This is a genomic window from Vibrio sp. 10N.222.52.C12 (assembly GCF_041474215.1).
Lineage (GTDB): Bacteria > Pseudomonadota > Gammaproteobacteria > Enterobacterales > Vibrionaceae > Vibrio > Vibrio crassostreae_C.
Window position 1 is genome coordinate 1 of record NZ_JBFRTR010000028.1, and the last position, 23,936, is coordinate 23,936.

Below are 23,936 nucleotides of genomic sequence, written 5' to 3' on the forward strand. Positions count from 1 at the left end.
ATCATTGATAATAAGACAAAAGTGCAGATAATGCTGCACTTTTGTCTTTAACTTTCTGTCAAAAATTGCAATTCAAACGCTGAAGTTAGCGACAATTACGATTTTTTGGCGTCGATTAATTACGCTTTCTCAGCTTCAGCAATCTTCACTTTCCACGTGTCAGGGCCGATCTGGTGTGCGTTCACGCCGTTAGAGTCAACCGCTACCGTTACAGGCATATCTTCAACTTCAAACTCGTAAATCGCTTCCATACCGAGATCTTCAAACGCAACAACGCGTGCTTTTTTAATTGCTTTTGCGACTAAATAAGCTGCACCACCAACCGCCATTAGGTAAACCGCTTTGTGCTCTTTGATTGATTCAACCGTTGCAGGGCCACGTTCCGCTTTACCGATCATGCCCATAATGCCAGTTTCGTTCAGCATCATGTCAGTGAACTTATCCATACGTGTTGAAGTTGTTGGGCCCGCAGGACCTACCGCTTCATCACCTACAGCATCAACAGGACCCACGTAGTAAATGAACTTGCCTTTGAAATCAACGCCGGCTGGTAAGCCTTCGCCGCTTTCTAGCATGCCTTGAATACGTTTATGAGCAGCATCACGACCGGTTAAGATCTTACCTGACAGAAGAACCGTTTCGCCGGTCTTCCACTCTTGTACGTCTTCTTTAGTCACTTCATCAAGGTTAACACGACGTGTATTTGCGCCCGCTTCCCAAGTGATGTCTGGCCACTCTTCTAACTTAGGTGGCGTTAGCTCTGCTGGGCCGCTGCCATCTAGTGTGAAGTGAACGTGACGCGTTGCTGCACAGTTCGGGATTAAGCAAACTGGCTTAGATGCTGCGTGTGTTGGTGCTGTTTTGATTTTTACGTCAACCACAGTCGTTAGACCGCCAAGACCTTGTGCACCAATGCCAAGCTTGTTTACACGGTTGAAGATGTCTAGGCGAAGCTCTTCTTCTGCGTTCTCAGGACCTTTCTCGATAAGCTCTTGGATATCGATGTGTTCCATCAAAGATTCTTTCGCTAGCACAGCTGCTTTCTCAGCCGTACCGCCGATGCCTATACCTAGCATACCCGGTGGACACCAGCCTGCACCCATTGTTGGCAGCGTCTTCTCTACCCATTCTGCAATATCATCAGAAGGGTTCAGCATAACCATCTTGGTTTTGTTCTCAGAACCGCCGCCCTTAGCCGCGATTTGAATTTCAACTTTGTTGCCTGGAATCATATTAATGTGGACAACCGCTGGTGTGTTGTCTTTGGTATTAATACGCTTACCTGCAGGGTCCATTAGGACAGATGCACGCAATGGGTTATCTGGGTTGTTGTAAGCTTGACGAACGCCTTCATCAACCATCTGTTGTACTGTTTGATCCGTTTCCCACCTAACATCCATACCGATGTTCACGAAACAAGTAACAATACCCGTATCCTGACAAATTGGACGATGGCCTTCCGCAGACATGCGCGAGTTGATAAGAATCTGAGCGATCGCATCTTTAGCTGCTTGGCTCTCTTCTTTCTCGTACGCTTTTTCTAGGGCTTGGACAAAGTCTAAAGGGTGATAATAAGAAATGTACTGAAGTGCGTCAGCGACACTGCTGATCACATCTTGCTTACGAATAACCGTCATTGCATGCCTCTTTATTGTTCTGGTTCCATGTGGGTTCACAGTTTGACTATATGTGCCAAATCGAATTAGGTGGTTTAGCTTTTTATTGTGTTGAGCTGTATTTAGTTGCTTTAGCAATCGCTTGCATAGCTTTAAACTAAACCACTTGGATTACACCGTTCTAATCAAGAACCCATTTTATTTTCAATTTATGATACTCTTGCTTCCTCTCACACGCCATGCAGTGATCGAACTCTTTGTCACAAATTAAACAAATGAATAACAACGAATTTCGCTCTATCCAAATCAAGCCGCTTGAATATCAATCAACTTTAGCTAAACAGCTGTTTTCCCATATTGAAAACCTGCCGTGGGCAATGCTATTACGCTCCGCTTCAGAAAGCCACGTTGATAGTCGATACGATATTTTAGTTGCTCAACCCATCGCCACCTTCGAGACAATCGGTGCAGAAACGACCGTTAATGTTAATGAGACGTGCGAGGTTTCAGACTCTGATCCTTTCGAACTACTCGACCAATATCAGCAACAATTATTGCCTGCGACTAAAGAGCACACTCAGTTGCCATTCGTTGGCGGCGCTTTAGGCTATTTTAGCTATGATTTAGGGCGCAGAGTCGAGACACTTCCATCACTCGCAAAGCGTGATATTGAAGCACCTGACATGGCAGTTGGCTTGTATGAATGGGCTGTTATCGTTGACCACCAATTGAAAACGGCGTGTATTGTCGGTAGCAATATCGATGAACATCATGATTGGCTAATGCAGCAGATGGCTCAATCACACCTATCACATGCGCCCTTTGGGTTAACCACACCGTGGCAATCCAATATGAGCGAAGAGAGCTACGCCACTAAGTTCGATAGTGTTCAAGAGTACCTGTTATCCGGGGACTGCTATCAGATTAACTTAGCTCAGCGCTTCAATGCCCAATACCAAGGTAGTGAATGGCTGGCTTATGACAAGTTAGAACAGTACAACTCAGCGCCCTTTTCGGGTTTTATCCGTTTGGCCGACTGCGCAATCATCAGTGTTTCGCCAGAGCGTTTCTTAGAACTCAAAGACAACGTCATTGAAACCAAGCCAATCAAAGGCACACGACCTCGTTCTGAGGACCCGATGATTGATAATGCCAACGCGCAAGACCTAGCAAGCGCCGATAAAGATCAGGCGGAAAACTTGATGATCGTCGACCTACTTCGTAATGACATTGGCCGAGTAGCAAAACCGGGCACAGTGCATGTACCAAAGCTCTTCGATATTGAAAGCTTCCCTGCCGTGCACCACTTAGTGAGCACGATACGAGCGGACCTTGATGACCAATACTCTGCAACTGACCTTCTGAGAGCCTGTTTCCCTGGAGGCTCGATTACTGGCGCACCAAAAGTTCGCGCGATGCAGATCATTGAAGAGTTAGAACCGCATCGACGTTCAGCGTACTGCGGCAGTATTGGCTACATCAGCCGAAATGGCAGAATGGATACCAGTATTACCATTCGTACATTAGTCGCCGAGAACAACACGCTTTATGCTTGGGCTGGCGGTGGTGTGGTATTTGATAGTGATTGTGCTTCTGAATACCAAGAAACACTGGATAAGCTGAGTCGAATTCTACCGGTACTTGAAGATTGCTAAACCTAGTGTCATTAACTGCGAGTTCCGCGACTTAATGACGAGTTCCGTAGCTTAACGGCTAGCAAAAGTTCGATATAAAAAGAAACCGAAGGATCGTAAGATCACTTCGGTTTTTTAGTCTGTAAGTTAGAGTACATAACTCACAACGCTTTATTCGCGTGTTTAAGCGACCTTCACCGCTGAGATACCCCACTTCTTGAGCATCTCTTTCAGATCGTTGGCGGTGTAAGGCTTACTCAAAATGTCATCCATTCCACACTGAATACAACGTTCGCGTTCTTCCAATGTCGTTCCGGCGGTCAGTGCCACAATAGATTTAACGTAACCCTTCTCTCTTAGCTTCTCTGTTGCTTCAAACCCGTCCATAACAGGCATTCTGCAATCCATGAATACAATGTCGTATTCGTTGTCTGACGCGAGCTCAAACCCTTCGACACCATTGCTTGCGATAGCTGGTTCAATCTCATGTTTACGAAGCATCTGTTGGATGATGATCTGGTTCATCTTAATATCATCAACCACCAGCACTTTAAGTAGTGACAATTCCGCCTCATACTCAAAGCCCTTGGCGACACTATCACTCTCTGCCGGAACATCGACAACTTGAAGAGGAATCGAGATGGTAAACGTCGTGCCTGAACCAACGACACTGGTCACCCCAATATCACCATTCATCAGAGCCACCAGTTTGCGACAAATCGCTAACCCAAGTCCTGTACCCTCATAGTTCCGACTACTTGAGTTATCTGCCTGCGTAAAAGGTTCAAACAGCGTCTTATGTGCTGATTCAGCAATTCCGACTCCAGTATCTTCTACAGAGAAAACAAATTGGTTTTTGTCCCATTCGATATCGACATTCACATGTCCTTCTTCTGTAAATTTAATCGCATTACCGATTAAGTTCACAAACAGCTGAGTGATGCGCTCTAAATCACCTTGGAAATGGGAGGGAACATTTGACGCAACACTGATATTAAATTCAAGCTGCTTCTCGATTGCTCGATTGACGAAAATACTATCAATCGTGTTTCGCAAGTCATTCAGGGCAAATTTCTTTGGAATAAGCTCTAACATCCCTGCGTTAATTTTGCTGTAATCCAATAGATCATTAATGATGGTTCGGAGAAACTCTCCAGATTGGCTCAGGTTGTTCACTATCTCACGCTGAGAGCTATTCAGTTCGGTATCACTGATCAACTCGGCACTGCCTAGTAAGCCATTAAGTGGAGTTCTTAACTCATGATTAATCATGGCCACAAAGTCACGCGTTGCCCTTTCGGACTCTTCCGCTCGTTTACGTGATTCAATATTTCGGTTGATTGCTAGTTGATGGGTTAAGGCACTGCAGATAAGGTCCGTGACCAACAACAGTTGGCTTTGGATAAACTCGTAGTCTTGGTCTAACAACCTGACTCTGACGATTAACGCACCAACTATGACTTTTTCAACCTCTAAGGGCACGGTCAGTAGGTTGTCTTGCCAATGAGGTTCTTGAATGTCTTGCTCTAACACCTCGACAGTCTCATCGCCATAATCATAGGTCTGTAACTGAGGGATGAGCTTGGGAGGTAGAATCAAACGACTGGCTTCGATTAAGTAACTGTTAGTCACGTTGGTCGTTAGTTCAGATAGCATGACATCATCGAGATCATTTCTTAGAAACGCGCGCCCAAAATCAATCAACAGGTTGTCGATTTGTTCTTGGAATTCAATGCGGCGTATATTCGCGTTGGAGCGCTTTTCTAACTGACGCAAAGCAAGCTCAAGCTGTTGGTTAGCCTCGAACAGTTCGAGGCTCTTCTGTTCCAACAATCCTTCAGCCGCTTTCCTTGCCGCGATTTGACGCTTAAGCTTCTTCTCTAGGGCAGATGCCAGATCCATATTACTTTTCTACTTTGAGATTAAACCTAACCACGCTTTGGTCATCATTTTGTGGCGTCATCTCCACCGCGATAGATTCACCGTGGTATTCAGCACATCCTTCAATAAGCCCTAAGCAAACATGAGACATACACCTTGCGCTTTTGTAGTCAAAAACAAGTTGTGCTTCGTTCGTGGTGATAAAACTGAATTCAGGTGGCTCAGCATCTGGATAGAGCTTCTTCACTTCAACATGAATGTAACGCTCTACGTGCTGAATAAATTGAAAGGTGGTATTGCTGTGAGCAAGGCTCGCTTTATTCGGTAATGAGGCCAGTAAGTTCTTAAATACAGACTGCCCAAACACGCGTTGCAAGCTTGCCGCATCAATATCGGTTTTCTTACTCAAGTTGATAATCAACCTGACAAGGTCTTTGTGGTCGTAACTGCCGACCGACGTATAGATCCCTTCATCTTCTGACATTTCTAGAACTTCTTCCAAAAGCTCTAGCCCAAACTTGTCTTCAACAAGCTCTAAAAATTCGGTGAATATGATTCCTTTCATCTCATACCTTTTCTTCTATTTCTTTTTAGAATGGTCCACTAAGTTATTGTTATCAAATTCTTAAACAAAAAATCTACGTTTCGTCACCCAATTTTATGACATGGGTAACGCTTACTCGCCTGTATGCACATATTGAATATAGCAAAAATCGTCATTTTGAGGAGATTCATCGGTAAACAGCCTCTCATGACGCCCAATTGATAACTAAAAGAGGGAAAGTGAATGAAGAAAAACTCAATATTGGTAATCAACCCACGGTTATGTCTATAATTAAAATCATAATAATCAATATATTGGCTTGATATGAATAAAGAAAACTTCCTTCAGCAATTCCAACTTAACCCTACCGTTGGCTATCACCCAGAGTCAGTAGAGCGTGTTTCGCACATCAGTGGCGAGCAATTACGTAAAGCGGCAGTGGTGGTAGGTTTAGTTGAAAGAGAAGATGGTTTACATGTCATTTTTACTAAAAGAGCGGCTCATTTAAAGCATCACCCCGGCCAAGTCAGCTTTCCTGGTGGTAAACACGAACTTTCTGACCCTTCTATGCAATTCACTGCACTCAGAGAGCTCCATGAGGAGGTGGGAATTCGATCGGATCAAGTTAAAATTGTTGGGCAATTACCTGCATTGAGTACTATTAGTAAATTTTCTGTGACGCCGATTGTTGCCATGGTCGATCCTGACTATAAAGCCATCATCGATGAGAACGAAGTTGCCTCAATTTTTGAGGTGCCCGCTACCTATGTTTTAGACCAAGCCAAGTTACACAGCCACACTGTTAACTTTAAACAAATCAAGCATCGAGTTTTTGCTATGCCCTTCCAAGAGCACCTAATTTGGGGCGTTACGGCGCAAATCATCCACTCAATGCAGCAACACGTACTGCAACGAATCACATAGCAACTACGTTTTGTTTAATCTCTGTTAACAAAATCCAGACTTTCTATGGAACAGATTTATTAATGCAATTTTACGCAAACGTTTCCCTGGTATAAATCTATACAACCCCGCCTTTCGCATAAATAAAAGTAATACCAAGCATAAACATAAATCACCTGTGGCACGCTATTTTCGTGATCAAAAATCCGTTTTTCGCATATCATGTGACACGCCGTTTCATTACATGATTTAGATCTATTTTTTGCAGAAGAAAATTCTGCAGAATTAGCCCCGACTTATTTCCTGTTCCCAAAAAATGAGTAATTTAACATGAACACAACAACTTCTTCGGCAAATGCCGTTAAAGATTCAAGCAAGTTTAACTATAAAGATTTTACCTGGTGTTTATCACTATTCGGTACAGCAGTTGGTGCTGGCGTACTATTCCTTCCAATCAAAGCTGGTGCGGGTGGTTTTTGGCCATTAGTTATCCTAGCTCTAATTGCGGCACCAATGACTTGGTTCGCACACAAATCTCTAGCTCGTTTCGTACTGTCTGCTAAAAACCCTGAAGCTGATATTACAGACACAGTTGAAGAGCACTTCGGTAAGACTGGCGCAAACATTATTACTTTTGCTTACTTCTTCGCTATCTACCCGATCGTTCTTATCTACGGTGTTGGTATCACAAACACAGTTGATTCTTTCCTAGTAAACCAAATGGGTATGGAATCTATTCCACGTCCTCTTCTTTCTGGTGCACTTATCCTTGCTATGACAGCAGGTGTTGTATTCGGTAAAGAGCTGATGCTTAAAGCAACTTCAGCAATGGTTTACCCACTAGTATTCATCCTACTAGCGCTATCTTTTTACCTAGTTCCTGATTGGAACACTTCAATGATGGACGTAAGCCCAGAATGGTCAACAATGCCTTCTATTATCTGGCTTGCTATTCCAATCATCGTGTTCTCTTTCAACCACAGCCCAATCATTTCACAGTTCTCTAAAGAGCAACGTCGTGTATACGGTGATGACGCAGTTAAGAAAACTGACGCGATCACTGGTGGCGCAGCAATGATGCTGATGGGTTTTGTAATGTTCTTCGTATTCTCTGTAGTGCTTTCTCTATCTCCAGAGCAACTAGCAACAGCGCAAGCACAGAACATCTCTGTTCTTTCTTACCTAGCTAACGTTCACGAGTCTCCACTTATCTCTTACATGGGTCCTCTTGTAGCATTCGCAGCGATTACTTCTAGCTACTTCGGTCACTTCCTAGGTGCTCACGAAGGTCTTGTTGGTCTAATCAAGTCTCGCTCTGGTTCTTCAATCTCTAAGATTGAAAAAGCATCTCTAGCGTTCATCGTTGTTACAACTTGGATTGTTGCAGTAGTTAACCCAAGTATCCTAGGTATGATTGAAACAATGGGTGCTCCAATGATTGCAGCTATCCTGTTCCTAATGCCTGTGTTCGCGATGCAGAAAGTACCAGCTATGGCTAAGTACAAAACTTCAGCACCTGTGCAAATCTTTACAGCTTTATGTGGTCTAGCGGCTATTAGTTCTGTAATCTACGGCGCTCTTTAATCTCAAGCCGTTTTTATAAGATGGCATCCATCTTATATCGCGAGATTAGACAAAAAATATAATGATAATAAATGAGCCTCCCGACTTCCCTTGGGAGGCTCTCTTTTTGAGGTAATCGCTATGATTAGTGTATTTGATATCTATAAAATCGGTGTTGGTCCATCGAGCTCACACACAGTTGGACCAATGAAAGCGGGTAAAGAATTTATTGATGACCTACGTTCAATGGGAAAATTGCGCGACATCACTAAAATCACCGTGGACGTATATGGATCACTATCACTGACAGGGAAAGGTCACCACACAGATATCGCAATCATCATGGGTCTTGCTGGCAATACTCCTGAGCGTGTTGATATCGATTCTATTGCTGGCTTCATTGCTCGCGTAGAAGAAACTGAGCGCCTTCCTGTTGGCATGCACTGTCATACAGTATCGTTCCCACGCGATGGCGGTATGAACTTCCACACTAGCAACCTTTCTCTACACGAGAACGGCATGAGCATTCATGCATGGGTTGGTGACGAAGTTGCATACTCAAAAACGTACTACTCAATTGGTGGCGGTTTCATCGTTGACGAAGAGAACTTCGGCAAAGAAGAAGAAAACCCAATCAAAGCACCTTACGAATTCACAACAGCTGAAGAGCTGGTTAATCAGTGTAAAGAAAGCGGTCTTTCTATCAGTACACTGGTTATGAAAAACCAAGCAGCATTCCACTCAGACGAAGAGTCTCGCACTTACTTCGCTAACATCTGGAAAACGATGCGTGAGTGTATGGATCGCGGTATGAATACTGAAGGTATCCTGCCAGGTCCACTACGTGTACCTCGTCGTGCAGCAGCACTTCGCCAACAGCTAATGACTTCAGAAAAAACAACCAATGATCCAATGTCGGTTGTTGACTGGGTAAACATGTTTGCTTTCGCAGTAAACGAAGAAAATGCAGCTGGCGGTCGTGTAGTAACGGCACCAACAAACGGCGCATGTGGCATCATCCCTGCTGTATTGGCTTACTACGATAAATTCATCCAAACAGTGACAGAGAAAGATTACATCCGTTACTTCGCAGCTTCTGGCGCGATCGGTGGTCTTTACAAGCGTAACGCTTCAATCTCTGGTGCTGAAGTTGGCTGTCAGGGTGAAGTTGGTGTGGCATGCTCTATGGCTGCTGCTGGTCTTGCTGAGCTTATGGGTGGTAGCCCTGAGCAAGTATGTATGGCTGCAGAAATCGGCATGGAGCACAACCTAGGTCTAACATGTGACCCAGTTGCTGGCCAAGTACAAGTACCATGTATCGAGCGTAACGGTATTGCTGCAGTTAAAGCAATCAACTCGACTCGTATGGCGCTTCGTCGCTCTTCTGCTCCTACTGTTTCTCTAGATAAAGTTATCGAAACAATGCTAGAAACAGGTAAAGACATGAACGCTAAATACCGTGAGACTTCTCAAGGTGGTTTGGCTGTTAAGGTTGTTTGTTGATAGCCTTTGAATCAATCTGTTTTTAATCAGCAGATAATAAAAAGGAACGCCGATGCGTTCCTTTTTTGTATCTGAATTCCGGCCACTTATATCTAAGATGCTCGATTCGCATCTTAGATAATGGACCAAAGAACTAGATCACTTGTGAGATAAGCAGGAAGCAACCAAACAGCAGTGAGAACAACATCATTGCGCTGCCACCTTCTGCTCGGTATCGGTCATCAGCAACTTTCATGAAACGCTGCTTGTGAACCATAACCAGAGGAACAAACACCGCTAGGAACACCAAGATGATGCCTGCGTAATTCAGCACTTGTAGGAACTTGTCTGCCGCAAGCAATGAACCCGCCAACGGCAAGATAAAGCTAATGCAGTACGTTACCGCTGTATTTTGGTTGAACATGTCTTTGTTCTGGTTGAACAACGCCATTGCTACGCCAAAGAAAGAAGTCAACAACGCCAAGCCAGTGAAGGTAGACAAGACGTTACCCACCCAAGGAGACTGAGCCTCAAACGCCGCCATCAAATCTGATACGTTCTCAAAGCTACGGAATTGCTCTTCACTCAAGTTACCCACTACCGCAAACAACCAACACAAGTAACACACTAATGGGATCAGAGAACCGATGATCACCATGTTACGCAGCTGTTTGTCTGTCGCTTCGTGGTTGTAAGAAACCAAGGTTGGAATCACCACCATAAAGCCAAAGCTCGTAAACAGGATGGCACTGGTTTTGATTAGGTCAACGTGGTCATGGCTGGTTACCTGCATCAAGTTTTCTTGAGTCATGCTCGGCGCTAAGAAGGCCATGGTTGCAAACAAACTAGCAAGCATCACGAAGAACAATGCTCGATTGAGCTTATCAATCACACCAGTACCACTTGCGACTACTGCGCCAGCAAGCAAGGTAAACACGGTTTGGCTGGTAGTCGCGGTAATTTCGACGCCAAAGTTAGACAGTAACTTACTCAGCAAGTCACCTGCGCCCAGAATGTAAGCCATTAATAGGCAAATCAACAACGCGTATAGCAAGCCGTTGGTAAGCAACTGACCTTGTTTACCCAAGGTTTTTCGGGCAATAGAGTTTAATCCTAGACCGCCACCCGCTTTGATGGTCGCTTCTAGAAGTAGTAATGCTGCGTAAGTCGTACCGAAGCAGATCAGTACCATAAGCAGTGTGCCGTAAAGCAATCCGAATTGAGCTAATACCATTGGGATCGCAAGCATACCAGCACCGAGAGCGGTACCAGCGATAATTAGGGAGCTACCCATCATTTTAATATTCATTGTTTTTAACTTATTTGTTTAGTTTTTATAGATGTGAGTCTTCGTTCATCGAGCGGATGACAAAGGAGTTCAGATAGAAATAAAGTTATAAAACGAATAACAATAGGAGCGATAAGCGGTAAAGAAGCGTGCAGAGACGTTGTCGAACAGGGCGTTCAAAGGGGAGCTTGTCTTAAAAGAGGTAAAACGAGAAGCGTGAGTAAGCATTAACTGATGTGGTGAACCTTCCGTAGGTTCAATAATCGGTGATGTAATCTTGAATTTCATGTATGTGTCCAATAAGTCACATTCCATAGTATTTGAAGCAGCGTATCCGTTGCTGCCCTACCTCTATCATAGAGGTCTTTTCATCTTATCGAATGAGCCTCGAAACACAACGCTATAACCACAATTTTTGCTATTAAATTGAACAAAACAACCATTTGGATATAAATTGACCACTAAGTCGTCTAAAACAATAGTCTTTATTGATAAAAGACAAGCGGACAAATACATCGAGCTAATTAACAACCTAGGCTTTTCTAATTATCAGCACAATCAAAACTCGATGCTGCACTTCAATTTTCCCAAAACAACAGTCTGTTTTAAGAACAGCGAGGAGCTTGAAGCGCGTTCCATTTCAACATCAGACACGACACAAACTCGCTACATCACAGAAACATAACCACAACCGGAGTGTGGTCACACAATTCGTTATACCCCATAGGTGGTAGGAATTCTTACTAGTACAGTATTTGCGTCATTATAATTAATAAAAACAAACACCTTATGCGCTCAACAATCACCTTTAAAATCCTAGTGGCCCTCGCCATCGTGTTCACTTTTTTGCTGGCAATATCGACCTATTTCCAATATTCGCAACAAAAGCAACTTGTAAACTCAGTGTTAAGTGAGCAGCTTCACGACAAAGCAAGTAACTACTTCGATAGCCTCAATATGATGATGCTCACCGGCACCATGGCACAAAAAGAGACCCTTCGTCAGAAAGCACTGGCTCAAGAAGGCATTGAAGACGTTCGTGTTTTACGCGCCGACGCTGTCAGCAAGTTATATGGCCCAGGTAATGACAACCAAACACCGGTTGACGATATTGATAAACGAGCGCTAGCGGGTGAAACCGTTATCGAACCTTTTTCTGCTGATTGGGGCAAAGGCTTGGTTATTGCTCTGCCAATGAAGTCGAGTGAAGATTACCGAGGAACCAATTGTGTCGCCTGTCATATGGCACCAGAAGGTGAAGTCTTGGGTGCGATTCGTCTCGAATATAACCTTAACCATGTTAACTCGCTGATTAACACTCAAACCATGGCTGCTATTGGCATTATGGCAGTGATCTCGTTTGCCGGATTTGTCCTTACGATGGGATTAATTCGTAAGATTATCGTGCGCCCGCTGCAACAGACTTCTCGCTTTATGACCCAAGTCAGCAACGATAAAAACCTATCCACTCGCCTGCCGGAACAAAGCAAGGATGAGATTGGCACGCTGGCTAACTCCATCAACTCGTTCATGGGAACCGTATCTGACAGCTTAGAAAAGGTACAAAGCACCTCGCACAAGTTAAATGCGTCTGCCAACCAACTGACTAGTGTCGCGCAAATTACCGAGCAAGCCGCCAGCGACCAGCAAAGCGAAACCGCAGAAGTGCAACACAATGTCGAAGGAATACAGGCACAGCAAGTCAATGTAGAACAAGCGACTTTAACAGCTTCAGAGCTTATCAATCACACCGCTGATGTGGCGTGTAAGAGTGCCAACCAAGCACACGAAGCAAGCAGTGAGATAAAAAACCTCGTTAGCAGCATAGAAGAAGTGAAACACAAAATACTGACACTCAATGAGCAAACCGGAGAGGTCTCTTCAATATTGAGTGTGATTCGTGGCATTGCTGACCAAACCAATCTTCTGGCCTTGAATGCAGCAATTGAAGCGGCACGTGCGGGAGAACAAGGTCGTGGGTTTGCGGTGGTGGCTGATGAAGTTCGCCATCTTGCATCACGAACCGCTGAAGCAACAGGCAGTATTGAGTCAATCATTCATCAGTTCCAGCAAGGCAGCGAAGAGTCGCTGACTTCTGCCGATCGCGTTTGCGAACAAGCCCATCAAAGCTCAACCGATATCGACGCACTTTCAATTGAAATGAATGGTGTGGTCGAAGAGATGAAACAGGTGCTGGCTCACGCACAGAATATTCAGCAGCAAACACAATCCACCACACAAGCGACTCAAGATGTTCAACAAAAGGTTGAAACCATCACCTCTCACGCCAACAACACGTCGCAATCCGCGGCTGAAACTCGCAACATCAGCAATGACTTAGAAGAGCTGTCTGATCACCTTGAGTCACTGATTAATCAGTTTACTTTGTCGAGTACAAAGAAGAAGTCATAGATCGCCAACAAAAAAGCGCTCAACAATGAGCGCTTTAACTTCATAACAATGTCTAGTTCAGGCTTTCAGGCTTTAAAAGTACCTTAAACCAAGATTAGTGCGTAATGGAAACCGCGGTTAAGTCTTTATGCTTGTGATACATTGCGTGTTTGACTATCAGGTTCGCACTCACGCTATCCATTCCTGACACTTCAACGTAAGCCCCTTTTTTACGGAACTTGAACACAACCTTATCAAGCGCCTCGACCGAGGTATTATCTAAGAATGAGGCATCCGATATATCGATGGTCACTAAAGAGGTCGCGTTGTCATAATCAAATAAGTCGACAAACGCATCTGACGAAGCAAAGAAGACATGGCCTTTTACTCGGTGAATGGTGTGCATTTCGTTTGTCACGACTTCATCGGATATAAACACCATGGATTTGCTGGCATGTGCATAAAACAGAGCCGACAGCACCACGCCAACCGCAACACCTATTGCTAAATTATGAGTAAACACCACCACCGCCACGGTTGCTAGCATGGTTACATTGGTTGGCAGTGTGTGATCTTTAAGCTCAACAATGGAACGCCATGAGAATGTGCCGATAGAAACCATGATCATCACAGACACTAAAGCGGCCATCGGTATCAGCTTCAACCAATCAGAAACAAACACCACCATTAGCAACAAAACCACCCCAGCGATCATGCTGGACAATCGGGTTAAGCCACCTGATTTGATGTTAATGATCGACTGACCGATCATTGCGCAGCCCGCCATTCCACCAAAAAGGGAAGCCACGATGTTCGCAACGCCCTGCCCTTTACACTCATTGTTTTTATTGCTTTCAGTATCAGTCAGGTCATCGACTATGGTCGCTGTCATCAAGGATTCCAACAAGCCAACCAGAGACAGAGCAATCGAATATGGCAGGATGGTTGCAAGCGTCTCAAACGTGAATGGAATATTAGGAATCAAGAACACAGGCAGTGAATCGGGAAGCTTGCCCATATCGCCAATCGTTCTCACATCTAAGCCGAAGAGCAAACTAATGATTGTCAGGGTAACAATCGCGACCAGTGGAGAAGGTATTGCGCGACCAAACTTGGGGAAATAAGGAAGCAGATAAATGATCGCCAAACCCAAAGCGACTAACACGTAAACGCTTGAAGGGACGTTGATTAATTCAGGAAGTTGGGCCATGAAAATTAGAATGGCGAGCGCGTTAACAAATCCAGTAATCACCGATTTGGAAACGAAATTCATCAGGTTACCAAGCTTGAGATAACCAGCTGCGATCTGAATGACGCCAGCTAGAAATGAAGCGGCGAGTAGATATTCTAGTCCGTGCTCTCTCACTAAAGTGACCATTAGTAGCGCCATAGCGCCTGTTGCACCGGAAATCATTCCCGGACGACTGCCAACCAAAGCAGTGACGACACAAATACAGAACGAGGCATAGAGCCCTACTTTAGGGTCAACGCCTGCAATAATTGAAAATGCGATGGCTTCAGGGATCAAGGCGAGTGCAACCACAATCCCAGATAATGAATCTCCTTTAACGTTTGATAACCAGTGTTTTTTTAAATAATTAAGCATGTAATTCTCTTTTACTTGTACAGCCAGTCCTGCCTTGTTGAGACATAATTTGATCGACTGTTTTTCTTGAATGAGCGAGCGCTCGAAAAGTGCGGGTGTAGAGAGAATGCAGGGGTTAAGGCGGCGTAATTAACACGTAGATATTAAACTCCTCTTGTACTTTAGTGGGAAATTAAGAAGGTGATCAAGTCCAAAATGACTGAATCCGCGCCAATATAGAGTGAGTCTCAACACAATCACACTCCCATTATTGAAAACAAAGGTTTCGATTACGCCATGCTCGTTCAGCAGCTCACATAGGGTGAAAGGTAAGGCTGACGCTAAGATCGAACAAAAAACACACCCTCAAACCTATTTATCGTCAGTAGACACAATATTTCTTTCACCAAGCAAGAATAAAGGTTGAAGCTGTCGGTATGACAGGTAATATGTTCAATCGATTTAAAAAGTTTATACAACTTAATGTTTCGGCTAATTATTGTGCAAATGTATATTTATTTGCAGCAATGCCAGAGACTTTGAGTTGAATTTGTCCCTCAATGGAGAATGAAATCAACATGACTTACGCGCCTGTAACAGACGTACTTGGCGGCAAGCTAGCGGTAGACAGTGAAGTAACTGTTCGCGGCTGGATCCGTTCACGTCGTGATTCCAAAGCTGGAATCTCTTTCCTTGCCATTTATGACGGCTCTTGTTTCGACCCGATTCAGGCCGTGGTTCCTAATAATCTTAATAATTACGAAAACGAAGTATTAAAGCTAACAACTGGCTGCTCTGTTGAAGTAACGGGTAAGATTGTTGAGTCTCCTGCGAAAGGTCAAGACTTCGAACTAGCAGCAACTGACGTTAAAGTTGTAGGCTGGGTTGAAGACGCTGACACTTACCCAATGGCTAAGACGCGTCACTCTATCGAGTACCTTCGTGAAGTTGCTCACCTACGTCCACGTACAAACGTGATTGGCGCAGTAGCACGTGTACGTAACTGTCTATCTCAAGCGATTCACCGTTTCTACCACGAGCAAGGTTTCTTCTGGACTTCTGCTCCGCTTATTACTGCATCTGATGCAGAAGGCGCAGGTGAAATGTTCCGTGTTTCTACGCTAGACATGGAAAACCTACCACGCACTGAAAAAGGCGACGTAGACTTCAACGAAGATTTTTTCGGTAAAGAGACGTTCCTAACAGTATCTGGCCAACTTAATGCTGAAGCTTATGCTTGTGCACTAAGCAAGGTTTACACGTTCGGTCCTACGTTCCGTGCTGAAAACTCAAACACAAGCCGCCACCTAGCTGAGTTCTGGATGGTTGAGCCTGAAGTTGCGTTTGCAGACCTTAACGATGTAGCGAAACTGGCTGAAGACATGCTTAAGTACGTTTTCGCTGCTGTTCTTGAAGAGCGCCGCGACGACCTTGAATTCTTCGCTTCTCGCATCGACAAGCAAGCAATTACTCGTCTAGAGCAATTCGTTGACGCTGACTTCGCACAAGTTGACTACACTGACGCAATCCAAATCCTACTAGACTCTGGTAAGAAATTTGAGTTTGACGTTGAGTGGGGCATCGACATGTCTTCTGAGCATGAGCGTTACCTAGCTGAAGAGCACTTCAAAGCACCTGTTATCGTTAAGAACTACCCGAAAGACATCAAAGCTTTCTACATGCGCTTAAACGACGACGGCAAAACAGTTGCAGCAATGGACGTACTTGCACCAGGCATCGGTGAAATCATCGGTGGTGCACAACGTGAAGAGCGTCTAGACATTCTAGACGAGCGTATGATTGCTATGGGTATCGACCCTGAGCACATGAGCTGGTACCGCGACCTACGTAAATACGGTACAGTGCCACACGCTGGTTTCGGTCTTGGTTTCGAGCGTCTAGTATCTTACGTAACAGGTATGGGTAACGTTCGTGACGTGATTCCATTCCCACGTACACCACGCTCTGCAAACTTCTAATTCGAAACCTATTCGATATTAAAAGTTAAGAACAAACAAAAACCTCCGCACTTGCGGAGGTTTTTTTATGTTCGGAATAAAACGAGACGACGGCTGTTTCTGCGTACCACTATCTGAGACTCATTATTTCAAAAGCTAATCCACATCTTGGTCGATAGCGTATTTTATTGCAAGACCGCAGATTGCCATCATAACGAATGGGATCGCGGCAGTGGTGTATTCCGCCCACGCCATATCAGCGAATGCTTTTGCCAGCAGTACGTGGCCGAGAATAAGCAGAAGCGCACACACAATAGCGACAATAATCAGCTTAACTTCATTTCCCATAGTCATTTTCAACATAACGGTATCTCCAATATTTGGTCTACCGTTATTGAATCACAACTCTTTGGTCAATTAGGCGTACAGTTACCCCACAAACAACCCGTACAGTTGGAATGATTGTCTTTTTTATGAGGGACTTAAGGTTTTACGAGTGCGTAAGTTGATGTGCCAGTTTGCCAAGCCAGATGAGCGCCTGTTCTTTCTCTTCTGTCAGTTCATAAGAGAAGTTCAATCGTATCGCGTTATCCACTCTGCCATGCTCACTAAACAGATCGCCAGATGCAACGCTAATACCTTGTTCGATAGCCAGTTGATGAAACTGTTGGCTGTCGAATTTTTCAGAAAAGCGAATCCATATCAAGTAACCACCAGCCGGCTCTTCAATCTCTATTGAATGCGGAAAGTACTGCTTAATGACATCGATAAATCGCTCTTTCCTGACGACAAGGTTTTTACGCAGTTTACGAAGGTGATTGTCGTAGCTTTCATGCGTTAAGAAATGAGCGACACCAAGTTGAACAGGAGCGCTACTCGATAACGTAGAAAGAAGCTGTAACTTTTGAATCGCGTCGTTAAAACGCGTGTTCACAACCCACCCTACTCGATAACCAGGACACAAACTTTTTGAATACGACCCACAAAGCAAGACGGAATCGGTCTTATCGAAGGCCTTTAGTGGCTTCGGCTTATGCCCTTCGTAATAAAGATCGCCATACACGTCATCTTCAATAATGTAGGTTCCATGCTGTTCTGCAATCTCTACCACACGGCGCTTTGCCTGTTCCGACAAACTGGTTCCCGTTGGGTTTTGAAAAGTCGTCATCAGCCAACACGCTTTAACATCTTGGTTTTGTAGCGCGTTTTCAAACTGCTCTATATTCAACCCATTGATTGGGCAAACGTCCACTTCGATCGGGTTAAGCCCGAGCCTCTCGACAGCCTGCAGAGCACCATAGAATGCGGGAGACTCAATCACGACGTTATCACCCGACTTGGTGACCGTTTGCAGGCTCAAGTTGAGCGCCTCCATAGCACCCGACGTAATCACGATGTCTTGATGATTAACCGTGATCCCTTGCTGCAGATAACGCTGTGCGATTTGCCTTCTCAAGGACTCACTGCCCGGTGGTAAATTATTTATCACACTCGCGCCAGTCATCTTCCTACCCGCGCTGGCAAGGTTTCGAGTCAAGGTAGGTAACGGGAAAAGGTCGGGATCTGGGAATGCAGAGCCGAAAGGAATCACACCTTCGGCTGAACTCGACTTCAAGAAATCAAATAAGCGGTCATTAATGGCTTTCTTTTCACTAACGAGTGGCTGTGCGTAGTCAACGCCGTCCAGCCTTGGCGCTACAAAGTAGCCCGACTGAGGTTTAGCGATGATCCACCCTTCGCTTTCTAGCAACTGGTAGGCTTGTAAGACAGTACTATTGCTGACGTTGTAATTTCGACAACTCATGCGTACCGAAGGGATCTTCTCTCCGGATCGCCACGTATTGTTGGCTATCTGAGTTCGAATATCCTTTGCAAGCTCTTCATAACGCGCCATCTAATTGTACTACCTAGAGAAATTCTGTGAGCCGGTGATTTTATCACTTACGCCAACAACTATTGCTGCTATCCATATGATCGCACCTAATTTCCACAATAGTGTGAATTGGTTCACAGATAACTTTGTAAGCTTTGCTAAGTTTGTACCCAAGGTAGGAGCTAAGTTGGCTTTCTACCTCAATAATTTGATGTAACCCAAAAACATGCGAGATAACAATGAAAAAAATAGAAGCAGACCAATTAAGTTATAAAGGAGAGTCAAACGGTGTTCACAGTTGGACAACACCGAGCGGTCAGCCATATTACTGGCACCCAGATTGGCTCCATATTGCTGAAGATGCGACAGGCTCACATCCAAAGCAAAAGATCGATGTCGAACAAGACCAAGCACCAACGGAAAAACACGCGGTGTCTGCTATTCTGAAACACATCAACCAATGGGCTGCAGACAAACTAGCGTCTCACCCTGAGATTGAAACCGGCTCAATCGAAGCTGAAATCAATCTCAAAAAGTAACGGGGTAAAGTAGATAGCAAACTCAATCACTCGCGATTCTAACCAGTACACAGACTGAATAGCCTCGAACCTCGACCGAGGCTATTCAAGTATCTTCATAAAAATGCTGCAATAACCCCCACCTAGCTAACAAATCTCTAACACAAACCAGTTTCTTGTATCAATCCACGAAAGCTATCGATAGAATTTCCGGTCTTATTCACGTCACTTATGCTAATCATTCGCAATTCTAAAGTCGTGAATCAATGAATGCGTAAATCTAATAAGAATGAGAACAAAGGCTTACCGATGGATACTTCAAATTACAATCAATCGCTAACGACTAAGTTATACGTCATTGCTGGCGTGCTGTTTGGCACCTATGGCAGTCGGGTGTGCCCTATGCTCGATAGCTTAACGACGTTAGAGATTTTCACACAAGTCAGTATTGTGTTTATCTTATTATGGCTCGCACGTCGTTACCCATTGGCGCAACATACCTTGGTCAAGCAAGGCCGATTCGCGCAACTCGATACCCTGCTATTTTTTGCTGCAAGTGTGCCTTTCGCGCTCTACTACAACTTAAGCTATGAATTCACCATAGATAGTAATTTGAAGGTGCTGTTTGGCATGAGTCTATTCGGCTTCTTTACCGGAACCATTCTTCAATTGAATGCCAAGCTCAGCCAAATGGATAAAATGGAGACGACTGGACAATTCGACTTCCAACTGGTTGGTGAAAGAAGTTCACTGGTCAAGCAGATGATAGGCTTGGTTATCGTGCTTCTGGTAACACTGACGACTATGTTGACGATGATTGCTGTCAAAGACATCTTCTGGCTAGAACACAACCCTGACCGCTTATTGGATGGCACCGGCAAGATCAGCGTGATCAAAGAGTTTATTTATTTGGCTGTGGTACTGGGTGGCTACGCGATAACCATCATGACGCTTTGGAGCAAGCTAATTAAGCGTATTCTCCTAAGCCAAGAGCACGCATTAAACAAAGTCACCAATGGCGAGCAAGGCGTTCGCTTACCTATTTTCGGCTACAACGAGCTTGGATCAATGGCATCTATGACCAATACCATGCTTGATAGCCTTGAAACCGCGCAAAACGAAGTGAAAACCACACGTGACGTGGCCATTGTGAGCTTATCGGCATTGGCTGAATCTCGAGACAATGAAACGGGCGCACATATCCTAAGAACTCAAGAGTACGTCAAGGTGCTCGCACAAGAGCTCAGCAAATCAGAAACCCACTCAAGCTTGTTAACTCCAAACTACATCGAGTTGCTCTACAAATCTGCGCCTTTGCACGACGTGGGCAAAGTAGGTGTTCCTGATAGTGTGTTATTGAAGCCGGGCAAATTGACGGACGAAGAGTTTGAGATAATGAAAGGTCACCCCGCGATTGGGGCTGAAGCGTTATCTATTGCAGAAAAGCAGTTGGGAAGTAGCTCTTTCTTAAGAGTCGCAAAGGAGATATCTCTGACTCACCACGAGAAATGGAATGGCAGTGGTTATCCTAATCAGTTGTCTGGTGAAGATATCCCGTTATCTGGCCGTTTGATGGCGTTGGCCGATGTTTATGATGCGCTAATATCGAAACGCGTTTACAAGCCAGCCTTTACTCATGAACAAGCCAAACAGATCATCTTAGAGGGCAATGGGACGCATTTTGATCCGCAAGTTATCCAAGCTTTTCTAGCAGTTGAACAAGCGTTTGTTTCAATTGCCGCGACCTACAAAGATGGCAAAAATGTAGCCAGTGAACTCGAGCGCGAAAGCTTTATTGCTCAACCAGCGTAATCTATTCAAAAACCACTAACTTCTTGCACTCTATAGGTTAATCCGTAGGGTGTTTTGTTATCAAATACCCTCTTTAGTCAATAAATCTGATTGAAATGGATTTTTTTTAGCCTTTCTGTTCACTTCGTATTGTCTTAAAAATTCCATACAGGTATAACTACCCATAGATACTATCCCCTCTCAATTGACATGGATGAAGATTATGTTTGAAAAAGTGTTAGCTGCTCCCGCCGATCCTATCCTCGGCCTTACTGAAGAGTTTAAAAAAGACTCTCGTGCAGAGAAAATCAACCTTGGTGTTGGCATCTACAAAAATGAAGATGGTCAAACGCCTGTACTTAAAACAGTAAAGAAAGCAGAAGCTGCACTTCTTGAAAACGAAAAAACCAAATCTTACCTAACGATTGAAGGTACGGCTGAATACGGTCTAGCGGTTCAGAAACTTCTTTTCGGTTCAGACGCAGAGATCGTTGCATCTCAACGCGCTAAAACAGCACAAGCTCCAGGTGGTACAGGTGCACTTCGCGTAGCGGGTGAATTCATCAAGCGCCAACTGGGCGATGTAAAAATCTGGATCAGTAACCCAACTTGGGCAAACCACAACGGCGTTTTCGCTGCTGCGGGTATCGAGACAGCTCAATACAGCTACTACAACGCTGAAACAAAAGACAAAGACTTCGCAGGCATGGTTGCTGACCTAGAGAAAGCTTCTGAAGGCGATATCGTTCTTCTTCACGGCTGCTGTCACAACCCAACAGGTATCGACCCAACAACTGAAGAGTGGGAAGTTCTTGCTAAGCTGGTTGCTGAGAAAAAACTGCTGCCTCTATTCGATTTTGCTTACCAAGGTTTTGCAAAAGGCGTTGAAGAAGATGCTGCTGGCCTACGTATTTTTGCTCAATACAACAAAGAGATCCTTGTTGCTAGCTCGTTCTCTAAGAACTTCGGCTTGTACAACGAGCGTGTTGGTGCATTCACTCTGGTTGCAGAATCTGCAGACGTAGCAACAACAGCGTTCTCTCAAGTTAAGAGCATTATTCGCTCTATCTACTCTAACCCACCAGCGCACGGCAGTGCTGTCGTTACTCACATCCTTGGTGATGCTGATCTACGTGCTGAATGGGAAGCAGAAGTAGCAGAAATGCGTGACCGTATCCAAGAGATGCGTGAGCTATTCGTAACAACACTGAAATCTGAAGGTGTTGATGCAGACTTCACATTCATCGAACGTCAAAACGGCATGTTCTCTTTCTCAGGTCTAAGCAAAGAGCAAGTAACTCGCCTAAAAGACGAATTCGCAATCTACATTGTTGGCTCTGGCCGTATCAGTGTTGCTGGTATGACTAAGTCGAACATGGGTCCTCTATGTAAAGGTATCGCTGCGGTTCTTTAATCGTAAAGTGAAACCTGTATTTACAGACCAGAAACCTGCTCTTGCAGACCGATAGATATGCAAAAGCCAGCAATTAAGCTGGCTTTTTTGTGTCTCGACTTTCAGGTTTAGATACTTTGTAAGTTAATACTCTAAGAAAAACTCTACACCCAACTCATTGGTTCGTTCGCTACGAATTTTACCTTCACCATCTCGATGTTGGTATGACCCACCAATCGCAAACTTGTTGGTCACTAGATAACGTAAACCTAAGTGATAGATCTCTTCATCAAACAGGTCACTTCGGTTCACTTGCACACTGCCATTGGCAATCCAACGTTTCGCAAAGCCATAGTTAAGCTCAGCTTTTACCCCTTGGATGAACTCAGTGTCTGAAGATTCAGTTTGGTTGGTGTCATTATTTTCAACCTTACCCTTAGTGATACCAAGCAGGTAGTAAGCCACTATATCTAAATCTTTCTTAATGCTGTAACGGTAACCAACACCTGGCATCAGCGTATCAATTCGAGTTGTGGTGTCATCAGGGTGAATAAAGCGTGCGCTGTAGTCTCCCAGCAACAACCAATCATCCGTCATCGCGTAACTGACGCCTAATCCATACGACGAGGCATTGTTATTACTGCCTGCATCTTCATTTAAACTGCCCGAATGCGCCGTGGCATAAATATGGTCGTAATCCAAAATATCCACCGCGTTAGTGTCCGCCCACAAACTTGGAGAAAACATAAAAACCGCAGATACAAAACTAAGCTTCCACTTCGACATTCCTATCATCCTTAAACTGTCACTCCATTAATTGAAAGGTTAGTCTATCCATAAGACTTTAAAAAGGTTTTAGCTCACAGATTGATTTGTGACGGCAAAATATTATCAAATGTTGTACCATGAAATCATACAAACCAATGGATGATCATTATGGATGCTGAGTTATTAGAGATTCAAAACTTTCTGGCACAATACCCCCCTTTCACAGAACTCCCTGAGGAGATGTTGGCGAAAGTGACCAGTAGCGTGGAAATTTCTTATTACCGCCAAGATACCCCTATCATTCACTTTGGTGATCAAATTCATGACTTATACATCGTTCGAAGTGGCGAAGTCGAAGTCTACCGCCGTAAAGGCGAACTCTATAACCGCCTGGATGAAGGCCACTTGTTCGGTCAAATGGGCCTACTGACCAACAACAAGGTGCGTTTCCCAGTTAAAGCCACCGAAGATACCCTGCTTTACTGTATTCCTGAGCCTATCTTCCAAGAGCTCTACGACAACTACGACTCCTTTGCCGATTTCGTAGAAGTAGAAGATAACGCGCGACTGCGCCAAGCCAACTCAGACAGCAACGACGCTAACGACTTAACGACATCCAAGGTTAAAACGCTGCTGACCAGCGAAGCACCAATGATCGAAAAAACGCGCACGATTCAGCAAGCTGCGACCATGATGGCACAGGATAATGTTTCCTCTTTGTTGATCATCGACCCAGAAATCGTTGAAG

At 44.5% G+C, this 23,936-nt stretch carries 19 protein-coding genes; 10 read left to right on the top strand and 9 right to left on the bottom strand.

All coding sequences use genetic code 11. The annotated features are described in order from the left end of the window. Window positions 1–119: 119 nt before the first annotated feature. Window positions 120–1,637 carry a fumarate hydratase gene (locus tag AB4623_RS05700; protein WP_102320448.1) on the bottom strand — a complete coding sequence of 506 codons (1,518 nt, stop codon included), beginning with the start codon at window positions 1,635–1,637 and terminating at the stop codon, window positions 120–122. 254 nt (window positions 1,638–1,891) lie between these two features. On the opposite strand from AB4623_RS05700, the gene pabB reads away from it, so the two are divergent. Continuing rightward, window positions 1,892–3,271 (top strand): aminodeoxychorismate synthase component I, encoded by a 1,380-nt coding sequence (gene pabB / locus AB4623_RS05705; RefSeq protein ID WP_017065426.1) that lies wholly within the window; start codon window positions 1,892–1,894, stop codon window positions 3,269–3,271. Window positions 3,272–3,433: 162 nt separating this feature from the next. Here pabB and AB4623_RS05710 read toward each other — a convergent pair whose 3' ends face one another. Together AB4623_RS05710 and AB4623_RS05715 are read right to left on the bottom strand one after the other, a co-directional pair. Further along, window positions 3,434–5,152, bottom strand: coding sequence for an ATP-binding protein (locus AB4623_RS05710; RefSeq protein ID WP_372145943.1), 1,719 nt, complete (start codon window positions 5,150–5,152; stop codon window positions 3,434–3,436). A gap of 1 nt (window position 5,153) precedes the next feature. Beyond that, window positions 5,154–5,696, bottom strand: coding sequence for a heme NO-binding domain-containing protein (locus AB4623_RS05715; protein WP_065584176.1), 543 nt, complete (start codon window positions 5,694–5,696; stop codon window positions 5,154–5,156). Between the two features lie 303 nt (window positions 5,697–5,999). Between AB4623_RS05715 and AB4623_RS05720 the strand changes: the two genes are divergently transcribed. The 3 genes from AB4623_RS05720 to AB4623_RS05730 all read left to right on the top strand — a co-directional run bounded on the left by AB4623_RS05720 (window position 6,000) and on the right by AB4623_RS05730 (window position 9,644). Continuing rightward, the gene (locus AB4623_RS05720; protein WP_372145945.1) at window positions 6,000–6,599 is read left to right on the top strand and encodes a CoA pyrophosphatase; all 600 of its coding nucleotides are present in this window, start codon (window positions 6,000–6,002) and stop codon (window positions 6,597–6,599) included. Window positions 6,600–6,908: 309 nt separating this feature from the next. After that, complete coding sequence (locus tag AB4623_RS05725) at window positions 6,909–8,162, top strand: aromatic amino acid transport family protein (protein ID WP_048609200.1); 1,254 nt, start codon at window positions 6,909–6,911, stop codon at window positions 8,160–8,162. 120 nt (window positions 8,163–8,282) lie between these two features. Next, window positions 8,283–9,644, top strand: coding sequence for an L-serine ammonia-lyase (locus tag AB4623_RS05730; RefSeq protein ID WP_017060420.1), 1,362 nt, complete (start codon window positions 8,283–8,285; stop codon window positions 9,642–9,644). Window positions 9,645–9,777: 133 nt separating this feature from the next. Here the strand turns inward: AB4623_RS05730 and AB4623_RS05735 are convergent, their stop codons facing one another. Continuing rightward, window positions 9,778–10,920, bottom strand: coding sequence for an amino acid permease (locus AB4623_RS05735; protein ID WP_017060419.1), 1,143 nt, complete (start codon window positions 10,918–10,920; stop codon window positions 9,778–9,780). 81 nt (window positions 10,921–11,001) lie between these two features. Then, entirely contained in the window at window positions 11,002–11,199 is a 198-nt protein-coding gene (locus AB4623_RS05740) for a hypothetical protein (protein ID WP_048611631.1), read from the bottom strand. 501 nt (window positions 11,200–11,700) lie between these two features. Here AB4623_RS05740 and AB4623_RS05745 point away from each other — a divergent pair. After that, window positions 11,701–13,323, top strand: a complete 1,623-nt coding sequence (locus AB4623_RS05745; protein WP_017065420.1) for a methyl-accepting chemotaxis protein — start codon at window positions 11,701–11,703, stop codon at window positions 13,321–13,323. A 94-nt stretch (window positions 13,324–13,417) separates the two neighbouring features. Here AB4623_RS05745 and AB4623_RS05750 read toward each other — a convergent pair whose 3' ends face one another. After that, a complete protein-coding gene (locus tag AB4623_RS05750; RefSeq protein ID WP_017068770.1) occupies window positions 13,418–14,908 on the bottom strand; it encodes a SulP family inorganic anion transporter in 1,491 nt (496 codons plus the stop codon). Window positions 14,909–15,465: 557 nt separating this feature from the next. Here AB4623_RS05750 and asnS point away from each other — a divergent pair. Then, a complete protein-coding gene (gene asnS / locus AB4623_RS05755) occupies window positions 15,466–16,866 on the top strand; it encodes an asparagine--tRNA ligase (protein ID WP_017060416.1) in 1,401 nt (466 codons plus the stop codon). 135 nt (window positions 16,867–17,001) lie between these two features. On the opposite strand, the gene AB4623_RS05760 is transcribed toward asnS, so the two are convergent. Together AB4623_RS05760 and AB4623_RS05765 are read right to left on the bottom strand one after the other, a co-directional pair. Further along, window positions 17,002–17,208, bottom strand: coding sequence for a hypothetical protein (locus tag AB4623_RS05760; RefSeq protein ID WP_004734707.1), 207 nt, complete (start codon window positions 17,206–17,208; stop codon window positions 17,002–17,004). Between the two features lie 127 nt (window positions 17,209–17,335). Further along, on the bottom strand, window positions 17,336–18,739 hold the full coding sequence (locus tag AB4623_RS05765) for a PLP-dependent aminotransferase family protein (RefSeq protein ID WP_017065418.1): 1,404 nt from the start codon (window positions 18,737–18,739) through the stop codon (window positions 17,336–17,338). A gap of 218 nt (window positions 18,740–18,957) precedes the next feature. Between AB4623_RS05765 and AB4623_RS05770 the strand changes: the two genes are divergently transcribed. The 3 genes from AB4623_RS05770 to AB4623_RS05780 all read left to right on the top strand — a co-directional run bounded on the left by AB4623_RS05770 (window position 18,958) and on the right by AB4623_RS05780 (window position 22,441). Continuing rightward, complete coding sequence (locus AB4623_RS05770; protein WP_017060414.1) at window positions 18,958–19,257, top strand: hypothetical protein; 300 nt, start codon at window positions 18,958–18,960, stop codon at window positions 19,255–19,257. Between the two features lie 249 nt (window positions 19,258–19,506). Further along, window positions 19,507–21,048: an HD-GYP domain-containing protein gene (locus AB4623_RS05775; RefSeq protein WP_102428577.1), complete on the top strand. Its 1,542-nt coding sequence runs from the start codon at window positions 19,507–19,509 to the stop codon at window positions 21,046–21,048. Between the two features lie 202 nt (window positions 21,049–21,250). Further along, window positions 21,251–22,441: an amino acid aminotransferase gene (locus AB4623_RS05780; protein ID WP_019822582.1), complete on the top strand. Its 1,191-nt coding sequence runs from the start codon at window positions 21,251–21,253 to the stop codon at window positions 22,439–22,441. A 123-nt stretch (window positions 22,442–22,564) separates the two neighbouring features. Here the strand turns inward: AB4623_RS05780 and AB4623_RS05785 are convergent, their stop codons facing one another. After that, window positions 22,565–23,206, bottom strand: a complete 642-nt coding sequence (locus AB4623_RS05785) for an outer membrane beta-barrel protein (RefSeq protein ID WP_052878179.1) — start codon at window positions 23,204–23,206, stop codon at window positions 22,565–22,567. A 150-nt stretch (window positions 23,207–23,356) separates the two neighbouring features. Between AB4623_RS05785 and AB4623_RS05790 the strand changes: the two genes are divergently transcribed. Continuing rightward, on the top strand, window positions 23,357–23,936 hold a 580-nt coding region (locus AB4623_RS05790; RefSeq protein WP_372145947.1), incomplete at its 3' end, for a cyclic nucleotide-binding domain-containing protein.

Bases quoted from the DNA above. Each gene is read 5' to 3' on its own strand.
- AB4623_RS05745 (WP_017065420.1), top strand. From the start codon at position 11,701: ATGCGCTCAACAATCACCTTTAAAATCCTAGTGGCCCTCGCCATCGTG.
- AB4623_RS05775 (WP_102428577.1), top strand. From the start codon at position 19,507: ATGCGTAAATCTAATAAGAATGAGAACAAAGGCTTACCGATGGATACT.
- AB4623_RS05760 (WP_004734707.1), bottom strand. From the start codon at position 17,208: ATGTTGAAAATGACTATGGGAAATGAAGTTAAGCTGATTATTGTCGCT.
- AB4623_RS05780 (WP_019822582.1), top strand. From the start codon at position 21,251: ATGTTTGAAAAAGTGTTAGCTGCTCCCGCCGATCCTATCCTCGGCCTT.
- AB4623_RS05750 (WP_017068770.1), bottom strand. From the start codon at position 14,908: ATGCTTAATTATTTAAAAAAACACTGGTTATCAAACGTTAAAGGAGAT.
- AB4623_RS05770 (WP_017060414.1), top strand. From the start codon at position 18,958: ATGAAAAAAATAGAAGCAGACCAATTAAGTTATAAAGGAGAGTCAAAC.
- AB4623_RS05730 (WP_017060420.1), top strand. From the start codon at position 8,283: ATGATTAGTGTATTTGATATCTATAAAATCGGTGTTGGTCCATCGAGC.
- AB4623_RS05725 (WP_048609200.1), top strand. From the start codon at position 6,909: ATGAACACAACAACTTCTTCGGCAAATGCCGTTAAAGATTCAAGCAAG.
- AB4623_RS05700 (WP_102320448.1), bottom strand. From the start codon at position 1,637: ATGACGGTTATTCGTAAGCAAGATGTGATCAGCAGTGTCGCTGACGCA.
- asnS (WP_017060416.1), top strand. From the start codon at position 15,466: ATGACTTACGCGCCTGTAACAGACGTACTTGGCGGCAAGCTAGCGGTA.
- AB4623_RS05765 (WP_017065418.1), bottom strand. From the start codon at position 18,739: ATGGCGCGTTATGAAGAGCTTGCAAAGGATATTCGAACTCAGATAGCC.
- AB4623_RS05735 (WP_017060419.1), bottom strand. From the start codon at position 10,920: ATGATGGGTAGCTCCCTAATTATCGCTGGTACCGCTCTCGGTGCTGGT.
- AB4623_RS05715 (WP_065584176.1), bottom strand. From the start codon at position 5,696: ATGAAAGGAATCATATTCACCGAATTTTTAGAGCTTGTTGAAGACAAG.
- pabB (WP_017065426.1), top strand. From the start codon at position 1,892: ATGAATAACAACGAATTTCGCTCTATCCAAATCAAGCCGCTTGAATAT.
- AB4623_RS05720 (WP_372145945.1), top strand. From the start codon at position 6,000: ATGAATAAAGAAAACTTCCTTCAGCAATTCCAACTTAACCCTACCGTT.
- AB4623_RS05785 (WP_052878179.1), bottom strand. From the start codon at position 23,206: ATGTCGAAGTGGAAGCTTAGTTTTGTATCTGCGGTTTTTATGTTTTCT.
- AB4623_RS05710 (WP_372145943.1), bottom strand. From the start codon at position 5,152: ATGGATCTGGCATCTGCCCTAGAGAAGAAGCTTAAGCGTCAAATCGCG.
- AB4623_RS05740 (WP_048611631.1), bottom strand. From the start codon at position 11,199: ATGAAATTCAAGATTACATCACCGATTATTGAACCTACGGAAGGTTCA.